Origin of the sequence: Micromonospora sp. DT178 (assembly GCF_049841695.1) — a bacterium.
Taxonomy (GTDB): domain Bacteria; phylum Actinomycetota; class Actinomycetes; order Mycobacteriales; family Micromonosporaceae; genus Micromonospora.
The window spans coordinates 192,164-209,732 of record NZ_JBNCKV010000004.1 but is presented as its reverse complement, the minus strand read 5'-3'; the positions used below and the strand labels follow the sequence as shown (position 1 = coordinate 209,732).

The window sequence follows — 17,569 nt, the reverse complement described above, 5'->3', positions numbered from 1 at the left end:
GGGGGGGCCCGGGGGGGGGGGGGGGGGGGTTGGGCGCGGGGGGGGGGGGGTGGAGGGCCCGTACGCGGGGGCCGGCCCCCACCTCCGCCCTGCCGGTCGAGCCTGGGCGCCGCCCCGGCCCGACCGGGAACCTCGACAGCCGTCCTAGACGTAGAGGGTGTTGGCGTCCAGGCCGCAGACGATCCGGCCGTACAGCTCGAGGTTGGTGTTGGGGTGCAGGATGGCGTGCAGGTTGAGCACCTGCACGTCCCGCCGGATGCGTTGGATCGCGACGTCCCGGTAGACGGACGAGCCGCCGCTGGCATTGGCCAGGATGCCGATCGCCTCTTCGGCCCGCTGGCAGGCGGCGCCCAGGTCGAGTCGGATGCGCGCCCGCTCCTCGAGCGTCCAGGGCTCGCCCGCCTGGCTCTTGGTGTCGAGCAGGTCCGCCGCGCGGTGTGCGTGGAACCTGACCTCGTCGATCGCGACGATCGCGCCGGCCACCTCGATGTGGGTGATCGGGGCCTCGCTCTGGTTCTCGTAGCTGGTGTAGGTGATCTTGCGGCCGGGCAGCCGATCGAGGAAGGCGTCCTTCGCCGCCAGGGCCAGGCCGAGAGCCGGCGCGCTGACGATCGAGCAGGCGGTGGCCATGAACGGCGCGTTGAAGATCGGTGCGTTGGCGTTCAGCTTGGACCTGTGCTGACCCTGCAGCACCGGCCCCATCGGGAGCGCACGCTCCGCCGGGACGAAGAGGTCCTTGGCGATGGTGGTGATGCTGCCGGAACCGCGCAGGCCCGACGTGTGCCAGTCGTCGACGATCTGCAGGTCCGCGACCGGAATGGCGAGCATGATCGGCGCGAAACCGCCGCCCTCGACCGGCGTGACCGCTGCCGTCGTGTTCCACGTGCTCTGCTGCGCACCGGTGTTGAACGACCACTTGCCGTTGACGATGTAACCGCCGTCGGTCGGCACGGCCATCGCGCCGGGGCTGAGGATCCCGCAGACGCGCACGTCCGGCGTCGAGAACACCTCGTCCTGCACCTCGTCGGGGAACAGCCCGGTCAACCACGTGCTGATCGACCAGACCGCGACGGTCCACGCGGTCGAGCCGTCACCCCGCCCGAGCTCGGCCAGCACGTCCACGACCGTGCCCATGTCGGACTCGTAGCCGCCGTAGCGGACCGGAACTCGCATCTTCAGCAGCCCGGCATCGGTGATGGCCTCGATGACGTCCGGGTGGAGCTGCCGGTTCTCGTCCATCCAGACCGCCTTCTCCCGCAGCAGCGGGACGAGCTCGGAGGCGCGGCGGACGAGTTCCGCTCGGGGCGGCGCTTGGGTGATCTCCATCGTGATTCTCCTTCGCGGGCGTCCGTCGCCACGTGCTGCGGCACATGGTCACGGCGATCGGGTGGCTTCAGGCCTGATGGGTGGTTCGAGCAGATCTCGGCGCGATATGGTCACGCACCGAGATGATTTCAAGCCGGAGAGTCCTGCCGCACCTCCGCGATTGCGGCCCGGGGCGAAGTGTCGGCGCTTTATCCGCGGTCGCGTGCTCCGAGGTTTCGGCAGCTTGTCGGCGTACCCGCGGTCAGGTCGGCGTCAGTCGTGCCGCCGCCGGTGTCGACGCCGTCCGTCGCGCGACCGTCCGCGTCGCACCATCACGCTGCATGGACCGGCCCAGCACGACGGGCGGGGGCGCCTTGCGTCAGGCATCCCGGACCGCGCGTTCCCGATGCGTCAGGCCGATACGCCGGCTGCCGTCGTCGAATGCCTAGGACAGCGCGACCGTCCCACGCGCGCCGCACGTGGAAGCCGGCGGCCAGGGATGCAGGGACATGTCCAACGCGCAGCGGTCATCACGGCGTCCCGACGATGCGGCGGTCTCCAGGCCGGCGTCGGTGGAGTGCGGCAGGGGTGGGCGACGGCTCGATCGGCCGTCGCCCACCGTCCCGTTCGGAGCCCCGGCTCGGCCCGGCCTCAGCCGAAGAACGATCTCAGGTGCTGGGTGAGCACCTGAGGCTGCTCGTCAACGAAGTAGTGCCCGGTGTTGGCGATCTGTACCAGCTGCACGTTGACGGCCTGCTGGCTGAGCGTCGCAGCGAACCTCGGAAAGAAGACGTCGTGGGCGATGCCCAGGACCGGGGTGGTCACCGGCGCGTATGTCTCGTTGTCGGCGATGTCCTGGCCCAGCGCCTGGTACCAGCCGTTGCCGCCCCGGATGGCGTCCGGCGTCGAGTAGGCATGGGCGTAGACGGCCCGGTCGAAGTCGCTGATGGCTGCTTTGTTGACCAGGAGGTTGTCGAACATCCAGTCGACGAGGAAGCGGGACCGACCCGTGATGAGCTGCTCCGGCAGCTGTGACACCTGGTTGAAGGCGAACCACCAGGGGTGGAACGGGACACCCGGCGCCGGCAGCATGCGGAACTCGTAGTAGCTGCTGTTCGGGTGTTCCACGTCCAGCATGGCGATCTTGTTGACGACTGCGGGGTGGTTCGCCGCCATGCTGTAGGCGACCATCGCCCCCATGTCGTGACCCACGACGTTCACCTTGGTGTAGCCCAGCGCCCCGGCCAGCGCCGCGATGTCCGCCGCCATGGTCTTCTTGTCGTACCCGGACGCCGGCTTGCTGGAGCCGCCGGCACCGCGCAGGTCCACGGCGATCACGCGGTACCGGGTGGCCAGCGCGGGCATCACCTTGTGGTACTCCCACCAGGTCTGCGGCCAGCCGTGCAGCAGGATCAGCGGCTCCCCGCGCCCACCGGCGACGTAGTGCAGCCGGATTCCGTTGACCGCCGCGTACCTGCTCGTGAAACCCCCCGGAAGGGTGGCTGCGAGCTCGGCGGCGGACGGGGCGGTGGCCAGCGCGCCGTCGGTGGACGGTGCGGCCTGTGCCGCCGTGCCGGTCGCCGCGGCGGCGACCGCGCCGGCGCCGAGCGCGATCAGCTTCCTTCTGTTCATCGAAGACACGCATGCTCCAGTTCTCTAGACAGTGACATGGATCCTTACCGATTTTGGGGGAACACAGGGTTACGCAAAGGTCACGGATGCCCGATGGTTTATCGGGAATGACCGATGGGATGTAATTTCTTGCGCTTGCGTCCGATGGCCGGAACGTCCGTCAACGGGATAACCGACAGTCCTGAGTCTTGATCCACCGACGCGGTTGGCGGCGATCCGGTTGATCATTCCGAGCTGGGGTGAGCCGGCGGGTGTGGCCGGCGTCTTCGTCCCGGATGGGCGGCGGAGTGCCCTGGTCGCGCGGGGATCGAGTCAGGAAGTGACGGCCTGGGAGCCGTCGGTCAGTGCGGTTATGGCGCGGCGGATACGGCCGTCTGCCGCCGGGTCGGTTCCGCCGGTGAGCGCGACGTGGTGGAGAACGCCGACCACGGCCAGAGCAAGCGCCTCGGTGTCGGCGTCTGTGGGTATCCGTGCGAGTTGTTGTTCGGCGACCAGGTATGCGACGACGGCACGTTCGAGTGGTTGCAGTGCGGCGCTTCCGTTGCCCAGCACCGCTTCCACCTCTGCGGCTAGCGCTGGCCGGGAGGCGATCAGCCGGGTGACAGCCAGCAGGGTGATCATCGGGGTCGCGAGGGCTGTCTCGGTGAGGTTTGCGGCGACCGTACCGGTGCCGGCGCGGCCGGAAAGGCCGGCCGCGGCGCTGGCGATCTGGAAGCTCCGGTCGACCGCGTAGCCGACCAGGAAGTCGTCGAAGTTCGCGAAGTGGGCGAACAGCAGCCCCGTGGCGACTCCGGCCTCGCGGGTCACCGCTCGGCTGGTGAGCTGGCTGGGGCCTGCTGCGGCGATCACGCGTTCCGCGGCGGCGAACAGGTGTTGCCGAGGTTCGGCGATGGCGACTCCGCGTGGCATGCCCGAAGTCTAAGCATGTTGCGCCTGGATGAGCATCTGCTCATACTGTTTGAGCGGATGCTCATTCTGGTTGGGGAGTGCGGATGAAACGAGCGGTGATCGTCGGCGCCGGTATAGCCGGTCTTGCCACCGCCCTGCGGCTGACACAGGACGGGTGGCACACGCTCGTCGTGGAACGCGCCCCGGCCCGGCGTAGCGGGGGCTACCTGGTGAACCTGCTCGGAGGGGGCTACGACGCCGCCGAGCGGTTGGGGCTGATCCCCGCCCTCTCCGCCCGCGCGTTGGGCCTGTTCACCACCGTGCTGGTCCGAGCGGACGGGAGGCCGAAGCTCACGGTGCCCTCAGCCGTCGCCGAGGCCGCACTGGGCCCCCGCACCATGACGGTGTTCCGAGGCGACCTCGAGACCGCACTGTACGAAGCGGTACGCGACCGCGTCGAGATCCGCTTCGGCGTCACCGTCTCCTCCATCGACCAGGACGCCGACCGGGTGGGGGTCGGGCTCAGCGACGGCACCATCGAGGACGCCGACCTGCTCATCGGCGCTGACGGCGTTCACTCCGCGACCCGGACTGCGATGTTCGGCCCCGATCATCGGGTCGATCTGCCGTACGTGGTGGCGGCGTTCCCGCTCGCGCATCCGGTGGCGGCCGTACGCGAGTCGTCCGCCACGACCTTCATCGGCCCCGGGCGCACGGCGGCAGTCGTCAACCTGGGCCCGCGACGGTCTTCGGCCTTCTTCGCGTACCGCTGCGCGAACGCGGGCCGGGAACTGGAACGCGGACCGGTGGATGCGCTTCGCGCAGCGTTCGGAGACCTGGCCGCGGGCGTGCCCGAGGCGATCGGTCAGTTGGAGGCCGACCCTTCCGGCGTCTTCTTCGACCGGGTCAGCCAGGTGGACATGCCACGATGGAGCACCGGGCGAACCGCGCTCCTCGGCGACGCGGCCTGGTGCGTCACGCTCTTCGCCGGGCACGGCGCGGCCCTGGCACTCGCCGGCGCCGACCAGCTCGGCACCGCCCTGCAGCGGCACGGCGACAACATTTCATCAGCCCTGGCGGAATGGGAGACCGGCCTGCGACCCGAGGTCGTCAAGCGGCAGGCGCTCGCGCGCCGCGGCATGTACCAGTACGCGCCACCGAGCCGGTTCCACGTCTGGATGAACGACGTCACGATCCGAGCGATCACCCTCCCCGGCGTCCGCGGCCTCATCCGGCGCGGCATCGAACGACAGAACCGCTGAAGAGCGATCCGAGGGTACGCATGGGGGCCTGCGATGCACGTACCTGGCTGTGGACGTCGACCGGCCCGCCGCCCGCTGACGGCCGTCCTGCGCGCGGCACGGAACTGGGCCCGGTACGCGGACCCGGCGCCTTGGCGTCCTGCCGAGGCCGGCGGGCAAGCGCTGTTGTGACGCAACGGACCGGGTCGGGAAAGGGACACAGTGGCTCTTCCGGCGGTGGTAGAAAGCAGGCGATTACCTCACCTCAGGAGATCATCGTGAAGCGAAACGTCGTGTCCCGTCGGTCGCTGCTGGCCACCGGCGGGGCCACCGCTGTCGCGCTCGGCCTCGCCGCCTCCCGGCCGGCGACGGCCGCCCCGAGCCAGCTGCCCGTCGTCACCCCGGCCGAGGCGTGGCGGCGGCTGCGCCACGGCAATCACCGGTTCGTCACCGGGCACAGCCGGCACCCGCACCAGAGCCTGGCCGACCTGCGCCGCCTGGCCGCTGGTCAGCACCCGATCGCCATCACCCTCGGCTGCGCAGATTCCCGGGTCGCCCCCGAGGTGCTGTTCGACCAGGGTCTGGGCGACCTGTTCGACAACCGGGTGGCCGGGAACATCGTCGACGACCTGCTGCTGGGCAGCATCGAGTTCGCCGTGGAGGAGTTCCACAGCCCGTTGATCGTCGTGCTCGGTCACGAGCGGTGCGGGGCGATCACCGCCACCATCGACGCCATCCGCACCGGAGGTTCCGCCCCGGGTCACATCGGCACCATCGTCGAGAGCCTGCGGCCCGTGGTGGCGCCGGTGCTGGGGCAGCCCGGGGACGAGGTCGACAACGGCGTCCGCGCCAACGTCCGCGCCCAGGTCCAGGCGCTGACCGTACGCAGTCCGATCATCGCCGAGCGGGTGCACGCGGGCGCGCTGAAGGTGGTCGGCGCCCGGTACGACCTGGACAACGGGCAGGTCACGTTGGTGGACTGACCTCGGTCGGTGCACCAACCTGACGGTGCCGGTACGCCGCACTGACCGGGACAGCCGCGGGCTCGTCCCCAGCTGGCCCGGTCAGCGCGTTCGTGAGGTCAGCCGGCCCGCCAACCGTCCGGGTCGGTACCGCCGGGCACCGGCGCCGCAGGGTCGTAGGGCTGCCGGGTGAAGACGAAGGTGCCAAGATCGAGGTGGCTGACGGCGCCAGCCGCGTCGCGTTGCACCCGTAGCCGTTCGCCGGCGAAGTAGCCGTTGATTCCCACCCAGCCGCCGTCGCCGGTGGGGCGCAGCCGGGTGCCGCGCCCGCCGGACAGCGGGGCCAACTCCACGAAGCCGTCAGCCTGCGGGCGCAGCACATAAGGGGCCGGCCCCCAGTACCACGGGCCGGCGAGATCCAGTAGCTGCGGGTCGATCGAGGGCAGCGGTCGCCACGGCGCAGGGATCCGCGGCTCCCGCTCGGCGACCGTCTGCAGCAGATCAGCGGCGAGAGCGCCGGCGGACAGGCCGGCGGTCACGTTACCCATGACGACCGCGCCCAGAGCGTCATCGGGGCTGACCCACACGGTCGCAACAAAGCCGGGCATCGAGCCGGTGTGCCCGGCCAACAGTCGGCCGTCGCGGCGCAGCAGCTGCATGCCGAGCCCGTAGCCGCTGTCCCAGCCGGTCGCCTCCGGCGGGCTCGCCGGGTCGCGCATCTGCGCGACGGTGTCCGGATGCAACACCCGGTCGTCGCCGTCGATCAGGAACGCGGCGAACCTGGCCAGGTCCGTCACGGTCGACCACAGCTGCCCGGCAGGCGCCATCAGGCCGGTGTCCACGGCGGGCTCTGCAAGGAGCACATCGGCCCAGGGATGCACCGCCCAGCCCGTGGCATGCGGCGCGACCGGCAGCAGGGTGGTGCGGGTCATCGCGAGCGGCTCCAGCACCTCGCGCCGCAGCACCTCGCCCCACGCCTGACCCCGAACCCGCTGCACCAGCGCGCCGAGCAGCGCATAGCCGGGGTTGGAGTAGTGCTGGCGCTGTCCGGCCGGATGCACCTGCGGATCGCTGCCCAGCACGTCGGCCAGGTCGGGTCGCAGCGCGCCCGGGGTCCGTTCCCACCACGGGCCGGGCGCGTCAGCGATCAGCCCGGCGGTGTGCGCCAGCAGGGCACCGACCGTGGCCTGGCCCGCCACCGTGCCGGGCAGGTGCTCGGCCAGCGGGTCGGTGAGCGCGAGTCGTCCCTCGTCGCGCAGGCGCAGCACCAGCACCGCCAGGAAAGTCTTGGTGATCGAGCCGATCCGGTACTGGAGGTTGCCATCCGGCACCCTGCCGTCGACCGTTCCCCGCCCGTCCACCCACACAGGACAGCCATCACGCACCACGGCAGCGACGACCGAAGGCGCCCGGCCCGCTACCTGACCAGTGGCCAGCCGGTGGACCAGCGCACGTCGGGTTTCGGGTAGCAGCGGCGTGGGGATCGGTGGCATGCGGGCAAACCTACCGGGCGCCCGCACGGCCCGTGACGATCCGACGCCTCCGGATCTGCCACTGACCGCTGACTGTGCCGGCGAACGCACCCGACAAGCGTCTCTATCGCTGCGCTTCGAAGTGCTCCTTCATCGCGGGGTAGTAGTCGTCGAAGTCCGGCGCCGGCTGGCCGTCGCGCGAGGCTGTCAACGCGTCCAGGTAGTACTCCCAGCCCGGTCCGACCTCGCCGACGCCCTCCGTGCCGGTCAGGTGCTGCGTGAACCGGAGCTCGGTCACGCCCGCACTTTCGACCAGCACCATGTCCAGATGCCAGCCACCGTGCTCGTCCACCGCGGAAACCGCCAGCCGGCGCGGCGGCTCGCACACGTCGATGGTCATGTCCATCCAGGGCTCGCCCTCCTCGTACGCCATCTGGACCTTGATGGTGCGTCCCGGCCCGGCGTCGCCCTGCCACGGGCCGAACCAGCGTGCCGTGCGCGCCGGATCGGTGAGGCTGGCCCAGACGTCAGCCACGGGAGCGCGGAATGTGCGGGTCAGCACGAGGTCGTCGCCGATCAGTCGGCCGGTGGGTGTCGGGCTCATGCGGTCTCCTTCTGGGACGGGTGCCGCCCGGCGGCTGTCTGCCGCTCGCGGCGGGCGCGGTAGACCTCGGTCTCCAGCGCGTCGAGGCGGTGCTGCCAGCCGGACGGGCGCATCAGCCGTCCCAGCCACCCGGCCAGCTCGTCGAGCGGCGCGGTGACCAGGGTGTAGACACGCCTGCGTCCGTCGGCCGTGTCGCGCACCAGGCCGGCCTCGCGTAACACGCGCAGGTGACGGCTGACGGCCGGCCGGCTGATCACGAACCGGTCGGCGATCTGGCCGGCCGAGAGCGGTTCGTCGCGCAACATCTGCAGGATCTCCCGCCGAACCGGATCGGCGATCGCGGCCGCTACCTCGTCCACGCTTGAAGCGTAACAGCATGGTTACGCTTCAAGCAACGTCGCGTCCATGGATGGATCGGCTCACGCGTTGTCGAGCACGAACGCCCGCATGAGATCTGCGCACTCCGCTGCGTGCGTCTCCAGCAAGAGGTGCCCGCCGTCGTAGATGTGCGCGTCCATGCGATCGAGGACGCGGTGGTAGGCGAGGACCTCGTCCACGTCGAAGTACGCGTCGTGCCGTCCCCACAGCACGAGCGCTGGCGGCTGGTGGGCGCGGTGGTATCCGGCGAGCTCATCGAAGCGGGCGACGTGGTTGGCGTAGTCGGTGAACAGCGCGAACTGCGCGTCGACGTTGCCGGGTCGACTCATGCGCTCCCAGTCGAGGTGCCACGACTCGGGAGCGTGCAGGGTGCGCAGACGTTCGGGCAGCCCGGCCAGGTACTGGTCGCGGGTGCCGGCGAAGTTCAACCAGTCCGGCAGTTCGGCGCGCTTCTCGTCGGTCGGATCGGCCCAGTAGGCCCGGGCGCTGTCCCACTGCTCGCCGAGGCCGTCCTCGTGCGCGTTGCCACTCTGGACGACCAGACCGCGGATGCGAGCCGGGGCCCGGGTGGCCAGGTGGTATCCCACCGGCGCGCCGAAGTCGTGCAGGTAGACGAAGAAGCGCTCGATCCCGAGCTGGTCGAGGAGGGTCTCGATCGTCCACGAGAGGTTCTCGAACGTGTAGTCGTAGTCGCCGACAGTTGGCGACGAGGACATGCCGAAGCCGGGCAGATCGGGTGCGATCACGTGCGCCACGTCGGCGAGTGTGGGCATGATCGTGCGGAATGTGTGCGACGAGCTGGGGAATCCGTGCAGCAGCAGTACCGCCGGCTGGCCGGGGCGCCCGGCCTCGCGGAAGAACACCTCCAGTCCGTCGACGTCGGCCCGCCGATGGCGGACCTTCTGGATGGCCTGCATCGCGTCCTCCTCCCAGCTGCCCTGGCGGGGGGCAGCCGCCCCCGAACCGATATTGCCCGACCATCTCGACATCCGTAGCCGGATCTGCCGTCGGGCGGGCGTGACTTGTCGGCTCAGTCGCCGCGGCGCTGGAGTGGCTGCCGGCCGTCCTCACCGACCCCTTGAGTGTGTCCACCAACGACACGGCATTGCCCGCCGTCGGTCTGTCCGGGTGCGGGGAGGTCGTCGCCGTCCGGGAGGTCGCAATGCCGTGACGCCCGCACGGTCGGTAGTCGCTAGGCTGCTTTCGGTCAGGCGTCATCGACGGAACCTGGAATTCCGCTTGAAGGCCAAATGCAGACAGGCGCTGTCGCGTGCCGGCCGACGATGGGTCCGGATTAACTCCCGCTGGTCTGAATCCCCATACGCGTTCCGAGTTTCGAGGCGCCAAAGGCATCCGTCCGTCCGGGCCGTCAGCCCTGCCAGCAGTATCAATAGCCGGGAGCGGCCCCGGCCGGGGGAGAAGCTCCCATCGTCGTCAGGGTGCCAAGGCGGGTACTTCGGGGCCGGATACCGGGTTGAGCAAATACGACCTGTACCAGACATAGCGCGCGAATGCAGTACCTTGCCTGGCGCGGGGTGCGCGGCTACGCTCGCCCCATCGAAGACCGGGTATTGGCGCAAACTGTTGTTTCATGCTCCGTTGTTTGCACGATTTTGTAGTCGCTCCACGGGGGAGTTGATTGGATGTCTGCTGACGGCAGACGTCGAATTCGTCCCGCGCTGCCGATCGCGCCTTTGTCATAAGTCGTCGTACCTCCCTCAGCTGACCGTCCTTCATTCGAGGCGGTCTGATCCGCAGGCGATGCCACGCGCCGCGAGGCGCGGATTCTGGTTGCAGTCCGGCCGCGCAACTTTCGTAACGGGGGTCTTCAGTTGCAGCTCGTTCCCGAGGGCTCCACCCTCATGTCAGGACGGTTGTCCAGCGGCCCGTCCCGCCAGGTGCATGACGAGATCCTCCGGCCGCAGTTCATCTTCGACATGGCTCACCTACTTCCTCACTACCTCGCTGTGGAAGTGGCTCTCCTGTTCGAATACGAGCGGATGGGGGTCATCACCGGCGACCAGCGACGAGACATCGCGGACATCCTTGGCGGGATCGACGAATCCACGCTCAGCGCCGACCCCTCCACCAACATGTCCGACACGTCGATGGCCATCGAGCAATGGGTGCATCGTCAGTTGATTGAGCCGGTCCCGGCCTGGCACGTCGACCGCAGTCGTAACGACTCTCAGGCGACCGCACACGCTCTCGCGGCACGCGAGTGGTTCGGCGGGGCGGCGGAGGACCTGCTGGGCCTCGGTGAGGCCGTCCATCGACTCGCCAGCGGTACGACCGATCTGCTGATGCCGGGATACACCCATCTCCAGGCAGCCCAGGTGATCACTCCCGGCTTCTACCTGGCCGCCCTCTCCCAGCAGATCCTGCACAACCTGCGCCGCTGGCTCGCCACCTATGACAGCAACGACCTTTCGCCGCTCGGCGCGGGATCGATGGCGGGTCAGCAACTGCCCTGGGACCGTCACCGCATGGCGCACCTGCTCGGCTTCGCGGGCCCGGTTCCGCACGCCCTGACCGCGGTGGCGTCCCGGTCATTGGCCTTGGAGATGATGGCGGAATTCTCCATCCTGGGTGCCGAACTGAGCCGCTTCGTCACCGACCTCATGACCTGGGGCAGCAACGAGTACGCCTTCATCGACCTGCCCGACGAGCTTTCCGGCATCTCGGCGGCGATGCCGCAGAAGAAGAACTTCCCGATCCTGGAGCGGATCCGCGGAAAGCTGGCGCATCTCGGCGCCTTCGGTGTGGACATCGTCCTCGCCCAACGCTCGACGCCCTATTCCAACATGGTGGAGGTGTCCAAGGAGGCGACCGCGAACCTCCACGTCTCCGTCTCCACCACGCGGACCGCTCTGCGGCTCTTCTCGACCGTCATCGACAACCTGCGTTTCCGATCCGACCGGATGCGGGAAGCCTGCCGGCGGGAGTATCTGGGCGCGTTCGCACTGGCGAACGACCTGACCCTCAACGACGGAATCCCCTGGCGCGACGCCCAGATCGTCGTCGGGCAGTACATCGCCGCCGCCATCTCCGCCGACATCCCGCCCCACCCCGGGGACCCCGGGCTGTTGGCCGAGGTCGCCGGCCGGCACGGATACCAGGTCTCCGACGCCGCACGCGTGCTCGCCAACGCCTTCGACATCGAGAGCGCAATTCGTGGAAAGCGGTCGACGGGTTCGGTCAATCCCGAAGCGTTGGCCGACCTTCTCGCCAGCCAGGCGGACGATTTCCGGGTCCTCCGGCAGCAGTGGGACGACCGTCGTGAACGGCGAGGTTCCGCTCGGGCGCTGCTCGGGCGTCGATAAGCGTCGAATCGGGGAAGAATGACGATCCTGAGCGGAGCAGCCCGGGTGGGCGCGAACGACGTCGGCACCTACGGACGACCGGGGGCCGGCGCGTGATCTTCCAGAACGTCATCGACGCCATCGGGCACACGCCGTTGATCAGGCTGCGGATGGATGTCGACCCGCGCGTGCAGGTGTACGCCAAACTCGAACTCCAGAACCTCTTCGCGATGAAGGACCGGGTCGCCCGCCACGTGATCCTGGAGGCCAGGCGGCTGGGCGTGCTCAAACCGGGCGCGCCGATCGTCGAGAGTTCCTCCGGCACGATGGCGCTGGGAGTCGCCCTCGTCGGCACCGCCCTGGGCCATCCGGTGCACGTCGTCACCGATCCCCGGATCGACCCCGTGACGCTCGCCAAGCTGCGCGCCCTGGGCTGCCAGGTGCACGTCGTCGACCGGATGTCCAGCCAGGGCTGGCAGGGTGCCCGCCTCGAACGGCTGCACGAGCTCCTCGGAGGCCTGCCGGGTGCGTTCTTTCCCGAGCAGTACCGGAATCCGGACAACCCGGGTGCGTACCGCTCCCTGGCCGGCGAGCTGCTGGGGGATCTCACCTCCTTCGACGTCCTGGTCGGGGCGGTCGGCACCGGTGGATCGCTGTGCGGCTCGGCCCGTGCGCTGCGACGCGCGCTGCCCGAGCTGCGAGTGGTGGGGGTGGACTGCGTGGGCAGCGTGCTGTTCGGTCAGCCGGACGCGCCCAACAGGCTGCAGGGCGGGCTCGGCAACAGCCTCGAGCCCGCCAACCTGGACCGTCGCCAGATCGACGAGGTGCACTGGCTCAACGACCGGGAGGCGTTCGGCGCCACCCGTGACCTGGCCCGCGAGCAGCAGATCTTCGGCGGCAACACGTCGGGATCGGTCTACCAGGTGTTGAAGGACGTGGCTCGCCGGGCGGAGCCGGGGACCAGGATCGTCGGCATCTTCCCCGATCGCGGCGACCGGTACGCGCAGACCGTCTACGACGACGGATGGGCCGCCGACCGCCTCCACGAGATGGACGCGGCGGACCGGCCGCACCCGATCAGCCCCGGCGAGGTCGCCGTGAGCTGGTCGCGGACGGACGACGTCCCGCGTACGAACGACGAGCGATACCTGTTGTTCCTGGAGGCGAACACGAGCGGCACCGGCGTGCTCGCCCTGAGCGTCGCGCGACGCATGGGGCTGCGTCCGGTACTGCTCACCGACCGTCCCGACCGCTACCCGGGGCTCGTCGACACCGACTGCGAGGTCCTCGTCTGCGAGACGCACGACCTGCCGGCCCTGCGCTCGCTCATTCAGGGCAGGTTCCGTCGTGAACAGCTCGCCGGGGTGACGACGACGAGCGACTTCTACACCGTGCTCGCCGCCGAGCTGGCCGGCTGGCTGGGACTGCCGGGCAACCCGCCGGCAGCCGTGGCCGCCTGTCGGAACAAGGCCCTGCTGCGAAAGGCCCTGCGGGACAGCGGGATCCGGCAACCCCGCTTCGTGGCGGTGACGGACCCGGCACGGGCCGCCGCCGCCGTGAGCGAGGTCGGGCTGCCGTGCGTGGTGAAGCCCGCGGACGACTCCGGATCCAACGCCGTGCTGCTCTGCGCCACCGTCGAGGAGGCGACCGCGCACGTGGAGACGGTCCTGGGCATGCGCGTCAACGTCCGGGGCATGCCGACCGCCCGCTGCGCACTGGTCGAGGAGTACGTGCGGGGTGCCGAGTTCAGCGTCGAGGTGTTCGGCGAGAGCGCCGGGAACCGCTGTCTCGGGATCACCGAGAAGCGGGTGACCGGCGGGCCGCACTTCGTGGAGCTCGGTCACGTCTTCCCCGCGGACCTGCCGGCGGATCAGGCGACCGAGATGGTGGATGCCGTCCTGCGGGCGCTCGCCACGGTCGGGATGTCACACGGGGCGACCCACACCGAGGTACGCCTCACGCCGTCCGGCCCGGCCATCATCGAGATCAATCCCCGCCCGGCCGGCGGGATGATCCCCGAGCTCTACCGCCTCGCCACCGGCTCCGACCTGCTCGCCGCGCAGCTGGCCGCGGCCGTCGGAGCGCCGACCCGGCTCTCCTCGGCCACCCACGGGTACGCCGCGATCGAGTTCCTGGTGGCTTCCCGACCCGGGACGCTGCGGGGCACCGCGGGCGGGGCGGAGATCGAGCGCCTCGACGGCGTCGAACAGGTGACCGTGACGGCGTCCCCCGGCGCGTCCGTGCGACCACCACGAAACGCCTACGACCGCCTGGGGCACGTCATCGCCACGGGCCCCAGCAGAGCGGAGGTCATCCGCCGGATCCACACCGCCGTGGACCAGGTCCGGCTGCTGGTCGACGAGGACCGCCCGGAAGCCTTCAGCGACGAAACGTCCCTGGCCCCGGCCCACTGAGAGACGACCATGACGCACACCTCGCTCATCGCGGCCCTGTCGGCCTGGGCGGACACCCGGGCGGACGACCACGCGCTGACCTTCGTCGACAGTGCCGGGGCGGCGACCAGCACCACGTACGGGCAGCTCGACGAGGGCGCTCGTACCGTGGCCGGTCACCTGCGGTCGATCGCCGAACCGGGCGACCGGGCGCTGCTGCTCTTCCCACCCGGCCTCGACTACGTCACCGCCTTCCTCGGCTGCCTCTACGCCAACGTGGTCGCGGTGCCCCTCTACCCGCCGGGCCCCAACACGCGCCTCGACCGCGTCACCACCGTCGTGCGCGACTGCGGAGCCACCCACGCGCTGACCACCGCGAAGCTGGTCGAACCGCTGTCGGGGCTGGCGGCCGAGCCGGACGGACCGGCGGTGCACCCGATCGAGTCGGTACGGGCGCAGGCCGCTCCGGTCGGACCCCACCGGCCGGGGCCGGGCGACCTCGCCTTCCTCCAGTACACCTCCGGATCGACGGGCGATCCCAAGGGGGTCATGGTCGGCCACGGCAACCTCACCGACAACCACCGGGCCATCGCTGCCGGCTTCGGGATCAACACCGACGACGTGGTGCTCAGCTGGCTGCCGATGTACCACGACATGGGCCTCATCGGCACCACGTTGCTGCCGCTGTTCGTGGGCATACCGGCGATCCTGCTCGACACGTTCGCGTTCGTCCGGGATCCGCTGCGGTGGCCGGCGGAGGTGTCCCGGTTCAAGGCGACCCTCTCCGGTGGACCCAACTTCGCCTACCAGCTCCTGGCGGACCGCTTCGACGCCGGGCTGCTCGACGGGATCGACCTCAGCTCGTGGCGGATCGCCTTCAACGGCGCGGAGCCGGTGGACAGGCGGACGATGGACGCGTTCTCCACCGCGTACGCGCCGCTCGGGTTCGACCGCCGAGCGTTCTATCCGTGTTACGGCCTGGCGGAGGCGACGCTCTTCGTCAGCGGCCCCGAGGCGTCGACCGGCTACCGCGCCGGCACCTTCGATCGGCACGCTCTCGAAACGGGCCGGCTGACCGGGGCGACCGGAGCAGCAGGGACGGATGCGGTCACGCTGGTCTCCTGCGGCACCCCGCCACCGGGCACGACGGTCGCCGTGCGCCGCGCGGACGGCGAGCCCTGCGTCGCGGGCGAGGTCGGCGAGATCTGCGTGAGTTCCGGCGGGGTGGCCGCCGGGTACTGGGGCAGGTCCGACTCCGCCGCGACGTTCGCCGCCACCGTCGGCGGCCGGCCGGGGGCATTCCTGCGTACCGGGGACCTCGGCGCGATGTACGACGGCGAGCTCTACGTCGCGGGGCGCCAGAAGGATCTGATCATCCGAGCGGGCCGCAACTACCACCCGCACGACATCGAGACGGTCGCCACCGCGGGCGACGAGCACCTGCGCCGGGGCGGTGCCGCGGCGTTCCAACCGGAGACCGGTGATCAGCGGGTGGCGCTGGTGGTCGAGGCCTCCCGCAGTGGGCTGGCGCGGCTGCGCGCGGACCCCGCGCTGCTCACGTCGTTGACCGGCGGGCTGCGGCGCCGGGTGGCCACCGAGTGCGGGCTGGACCTCGACGACGTGGTCGTCGTCATGCCCGGCGCGATACCGAAGACCTCCAGCGGGAAGATCCGCCGGCGTGCCACCAGGGAGCAGTTCGTCGGCGGACGCCTCAAGCTCGTCGTGCCGGCGGTCCCGTCCACGGCACCCCAGCGGGCCGCCGCCGACACCCACCCCGGCGACCGGTCCACCGCCGTGGAACAGCTCGTCCGGCGGTACGCGAACCTCGAAGGCTCCGAGTGGGACCCGTCGCTGCCGCTGGCGGCGCTGGGACTCGGTTCGCTGCGACTGATCGAACTCAAGGCGGCGGTCGAGCGGCTGGTGGACGGCACCCTGGACACCGAGCTGTTCTTCGGCGACCGGTCGGTGGCCGAGCTGGTCGCCGCCGCCGCGGATCCCGGCCCGGCCGCCGTACCGCTGCCGGCGCGGACCGGCGCGGTGAGCCCCGCCTCGGCCGGCCAGGTCGAGCTGCACTTCTACGACGAGGTGTCCCGCGGCAACCGGGCGAACAACCTGGCGATCGCCCTGCGCGTCTCCGGCCGCGTCGAGGAGGAACTGCTGCGTGCCGCGATCGACACGGCCGTCGCCCGGCACCCCGCGCTGCGCACGACGCTCGGACCGCTCGGCTCCGGCGTCCAGACCGTTCACGACCAGGGCACGGTCGACTGGGAGTGCCGGGTCTTCCCGGACGGCCCCGACGAGGCGGTACGGGCCTACCTGCACGAGCGGGCCCACCGCCCCTTCGACCTGGTGCAGGGCCCGTTGGTGCGGGCCGGGGTGGCGTACCCGCCAGACGGCACGGTGCTCCTCGTGGCGTGTCATCACGCGGTCGTCGACCACTGGTCGCTTCAGCTCCTGCTCGCCGAGATCCTGCCCCGGATCACGGGCGGCGACGCCCCGCCGGTCACGGCGGGACCGGGCGCGGCGGACGCCACCGACTGGGCCCGGCTTCAGCAGCAGGCGCGGCTCGATCCCGACTGGCGCGACCGGGTCACGGCCCTGGCGGAGAAGTGGCGGCCACTGCGTGACCTCGTCCTCTTTCCGGAACGACCCGCGTCAGCCCGGTCTCCCCGACGACGACCGGACCCGGACCGGCACCGGGCCGGCTGGATCGACTTCGAGGTCGACCCGGACGTCGTACGGACGCTCCACCGGCACGCGGCGCGGCGCGGCTTCACCCCCTTCGTCTCCCTGCTGGCCGCCTACGCAGCAGCCCTGCACGAGGTGACCGGCGAGCCGCGAATCGTGATCGGCGCGCCGCATCACGGACGCACCGACCAGCGCTTCGCCGGCACCGTCGGCTACCTGGTCAACATGGTGCCCATCCTCGGTGACCTGACCGACCGGCCCGATCCGTCGGCGCTCGAGCAACGCCTGTGGCGGGAACTCCGGGCGGCACTGTCGACCGCGGACGTCCCCTTCAGCGACCTGGTCCGGGCACTCGCCGCGGATCGGCACGGCCAGAATCCGCTCTTCCAGGCGACGCTGACGCTCCAGCAGCCGGTGCACGGCAGCGACGTGGGACTGTCCGTGCCCTGGATCCGCCGGCGGCGGCGGATCGGGTCCCACGACGTCGAGGCGTACGACATGCCGCCCGTGGACGCCGCCTTCGCGACGAGCCTCTACGGCGCCCTCGACGCGGGCGGACTCGCGTTCCGCCTCGTCCATCAACGCCACCTCGTGTCCGCGGAGGCGGCAGCCGAGGTGTGTCGGCGGTTCTCCGAGAATCTCGCCCGGTTGGTCCGACGGCCGTCCACACCACTCGCTCACGACCCGGTTCGACTCAGCTAAGG

Annotated in this window: 12 protein-coding genes; 5 read left to right on the top strand and 7 right to left on the bottom strand. The window is 70.5% G+C overall.

Annotated features, from left to right (window positions below; translation table 11 throughout):
- Positions 1-144: 144 nt before the first annotated feature.
- From ACLQ22_RS09630 to ACLQ22_RS09620, 3 genes are all read right to left on the bottom strand, one after another.
- A complete protein-coding gene (locus ACLQ22_RS09630) occupies positions 145-1,326 on the bottom strand; it encodes an acyl-CoA dehydrogenase family protein (RefSeq protein WP_425691957.1) in 1,182 nt (393 codons plus the stop codon).
- Positions 1,327-1,956: 630 nt separating this feature from the next.
- The gene (locus tag ACLQ22_RS09625) at positions 1,957-2,937 is read right to left on the bottom strand and encodes an alpha/beta fold hydrolase (RefSeq protein WP_425691956.1); all 981 of its coding nucleotides are present in this window, start codon (positions 2,935-2,937) and stop codon (positions 1,957-1,959) included.
- Between the two features lie 312 nt (positions 2,938-3,249).
- The gene (locus tag ACLQ22_RS09620; RefSeq protein ID WP_425691955.1) at positions 3,250-3,846 is read right to left on the bottom strand and encodes a TetR family transcriptional regulator; all 597 of its coding nucleotides are present in this window, start codon (positions 3,844-3,846) and stop codon (positions 3,250-3,252) included.
- Between the two features lie 83 nt (positions 3,847-3,929).
- On the opposite strand from ACLQ22_RS09620, the gene ACLQ22_RS09615 reads away from it, so the two are divergent.
- Together ACLQ22_RS09615 and ACLQ22_RS09610 are read left to right on the top strand one after the other, a co-directional pair.
- Positions 3,930-5,087 carry an FAD-dependent oxidoreductase gene (locus ACLQ22_RS09615; protein WP_425691954.1) on the top strand — a complete coding sequence of 386 codons (1,158 nt, stop codon included), beginning with the start codon at positions 3,930-3,932 and terminating at the stop codon, positions 5,085-5,087.
- A gap of 257 nt (positions 5,088-5,344) precedes the next feature.
- Entirely contained in the window at positions 5,345-6,049 is a 705-nt protein-coding gene (locus ACLQ22_RS09610; RefSeq protein ID WP_121401129.1) for a carbonic anhydrase, read from the top strand.
- Positions 6,050-6,147: 98 nt separating this feature from the next.
- Here the strand turns inward: ACLQ22_RS09610 and ACLQ22_RS09605 are convergent, their stop codons facing one another.
- The 4 genes from ACLQ22_RS09605 to ACLQ22_RS09590 all read right to left on the bottom strand — a co-directional run bounded on the left by ACLQ22_RS09605 (position 6,148) and on the right by ACLQ22_RS09590 (position 9,399).
- On the bottom strand, positions 6,148-7,521 hold the full coding sequence (locus tag ACLQ22_RS09605) for a serine hydrolase domain-containing protein (RefSeq protein ID WP_425691953.1): 1,374 nt from the start codon (positions 7,519-7,521) through the stop codon (positions 6,148-6,150).
- A 103-nt stretch (positions 7,522-7,624) separates the two neighbouring features.
- Entirely contained in the window at positions 7,625-8,104 is a 480-nt protein-coding gene (locus ACLQ22_RS09600) for an SRPBCC family protein (RefSeq protein WP_425691952.1), read from the bottom strand.
- Positions 8,101-8,463: a metalloregulator ArsR/SmtB family transcription factor gene (locus ACLQ22_RS09595; RefSeq protein WP_425691951.1), complete on the bottom strand. Its 363-nt coding sequence runs from the start codon at positions 8,461-8,463 to the stop codon at positions 8,101-8,103. The genes ACLQ22_RS09600 and ACLQ22_RS09595 overlap by 4 nt, the downstream gene beginning before the upstream one ends.
- 60 nt (positions 8,464-8,523) lie before the next feature.
- Positions 8,524-9,399 carry an alpha/beta fold hydrolase gene (locus ACLQ22_RS09590; RefSeq protein ID WP_425691950.1) on the bottom strand — a complete coding sequence of 292 codons (876 nt, stop codon included), beginning with the start codon at positions 9,397-9,399 and terminating at the stop codon, positions 8,524-8,526.
- Between the two features lie 981 nt (positions 9,400-10,380).
- Here ACLQ22_RS09590 and ACLQ22_RS09585 point away from each other — a divergent pair.
- The 3 genes from ACLQ22_RS09585 to ACLQ22_RS09575 all read left to right on the top strand — a co-directional run bounded on the left by ACLQ22_RS09585 (position 10,381) and on the right by ACLQ22_RS09575 (position 17,567).
- The gene (locus tag ACLQ22_RS09585) at positions 10,381-11,805 is read left to right on the top strand and encodes an argininosuccinate lyase (RefSeq protein ID WP_425691949.1); all 1,425 of its coding nucleotides are present in this window, start codon (positions 10,381-10,383) and stop codon (positions 11,803-11,805) included.
- 92 nt (positions 11,806-11,897) lie between these two features.
- Positions 11,898-14,198: a pyridoxal-phosphate dependent enzyme gene (locus ACLQ22_RS09580; protein WP_425691948.1), complete on the top strand. Its 2,301-nt coding sequence runs from the start codon at positions 11,898-11,900 to the stop codon at positions 14,196-14,198.
- 9 nt (positions 14,199-14,207) lie between these two features.
- On the top strand, positions 14,208-17,567 hold the full coding sequence (locus tag ACLQ22_RS09575) for an AMP-binding protein (RefSeq protein ID WP_425691947.1): 3,360 nt from the start codon (positions 14,208-14,210) through the stop codon (positions 17,565-17,567).
- The last annotated feature ends 2 nt before the right edge of the window (positions 17,568-17,569 follow it).